Origin of the sequence: Paracoccus zeaxanthinifaciens ATCC 21588, assembly GCF_000420145.1 — a bacterium.
GTDB classification, from domain to species: Bacteria; Pseudomonadota; Alphaproteobacteria; order Rhodobacterales; family Rhodobacteraceae; genus Paracoccus; species Paracoccus zeaxanthinifaciens.
In genome coordinates this window covers 1-1,394 of the sequence record NZ_ATUJ01000033.1, presented here as the reverse complement: position 1 = coordinate 1,394, position 1,394 = coordinate 1, and the positions used below count along the sequence as shown (strand labels likewise).

The window sequence follows — 1,394 nt, the reverse complement described above, 5'->3', positions numbered from 1 at the left end:
CAGAAAAGATTACTCATGATGCCCCCACCTGTTTGGGAGCGTGAATCACGCCGACAGGACGGCATCAAGAAAATTAATGGGTCCTGACCCTAGTATTGATCCCGGTTCGACCTTCCCCGGACGATCTGCGGGCCGTAGGCGCGACCATAGCCGCCGTGAATGCCGCGAAGGTGCCGTTCGCCTTTGCACTGTCTCAGACGCCGCGTGCGCGGATCACGGAAGAAGCGGCCCGCGTCCTGGCGCAACATGGCAGGGTTGCCCCGGTAAATATCGCGCAACGTGTCGCCTATGCTGAGACCGGCGCGACCGGCCAAGGGGTATCTGAGACAACCGACGACAAGGCGGGGGCAGAGATTGCCGCCGTATGGGACTACGTGAAGGGGATTCTGGATGGCTAAGAAACCTGTCGCCCTCGATGGCCTGTTGAACACAGAAATCCGCCCAACCGATACCGGGATACCGCAACGCGGGGCAGGGCAGGGCGCAGCTCAGGACAAGAAACCAGCGAAGCGCCCAGGTGAGAAACGGCTGACACTGGCCCTCGATGGCGAGACCTACAAGCGCCTGAGGCTTCATGCCGCCGAAACGGACCAGACGCACCAGGCGATATTGGAAGCGGCGCTTTCGGAATACCTTAAACGCGCAAATGCATAGTTACGTAATTTTTTGAAAGTGCCAGCATGTTTCGAATAGCTTTGATCTTCTTGATTCTTCTCGTCAGCGTCGCCCACGCTGATGAAGATGCAGTTGCAAAGTATCGTGACTATCTGCCCGAACAACTTCTCGCATTGTCCGAGGACGAGCGGCAAAGTTCTGTCCCGATGATGTTCAGCGGCGCTGCCAACTGCGCCAATCCCGGTCAAAGCCGCTGCTCGATGATCTGGAAGCCTGGCTGGCCGCGCAGCTGGCACGGATTCCGGGCAAATCCGAACTGGCCAAGGCCATCCGCTATGCTCTGACGCGGATGAAGAAGCTGTGCCCCTATCTGGATCACGGCATCTTGGAACTTGACAACAACTCCGCGGAGCGGGCGATGAAGCCAATTGCGATAGGCCGCAAAAATTACCTGTTCGTCGGCTCCGAGGGCGGCGGAAAAGCGGCTTCCATCGCCTATACCCTGATCGAAACTGCCAAGATGAACGGCGTAGATCCACAAGCATGGCTCACTTGGGTTCTCGCCCGAATTGCGGATCACAAGATCACTCGCCTCGACGAGCTGATGCCGTGGCGTTACGCTGTGCGGGCAGAGTAACAGCGCCCATTCAATCACGGTAGAGCAGATCTACCGGAAGAACATAATTTAGGCTCCAGACTCATTGATGGTCACAGCCAGAACATGACGGTGGCAGCGAGAGCGACGGCGGAGAGGAAGACCTTTGGGCATCTATCGTAAC

2 protein-coding genes and 1 pseudogene are annotated in these 1,394 nt (G+C 57.5%); all 3 read left to right on the top strand.

The genetic code is table 11. The features are described 5' to 3' along the window. Positions 1 to 155 precede the first annotated feature (155 nt). Positions 156 to 398 carry a hypothetical protein gene (locus F804_RS16790; RefSeq protein WP_156845268.1) on the top strand — a complete coding sequence of 81 codons (243 nt, stop codon included), beginning with the start codon at positions 156 to 158 and terminating at the stop codon, positions 396 to 398. Next, positions 391 to 654, top strand: coding sequence for a ribbon-helix-helix protein, CopG family (locus F804_RS17285; protein ID WP_084686703.1), 264 nt, complete (start codon positions 391 to 393; stop codon positions 652 to 654). The genes F804_RS16790 and F804_RS17285 overlap by 8 nt, the downstream gene beginning before the upstream one ends. A gap of 175 nt (positions 655 to 829) precedes the next feature. Then, positions 830 to 1,252, top strand: a pseudogene (locus tag F804_RS16785) (IS66 family transposase); the annotation flags it as partial. Positions 1,253 to 1,394: the final 142 nt, after the last annotated feature.

Coding starts and splice junctions, on each gene's coding strand:
- F804_RS17285 (WP_084686703.1), top strand. CDS start 391: ATGGCTAAGAAACCTGTCGCCCTCGATGGCCTGTTGAACACAGAAATC.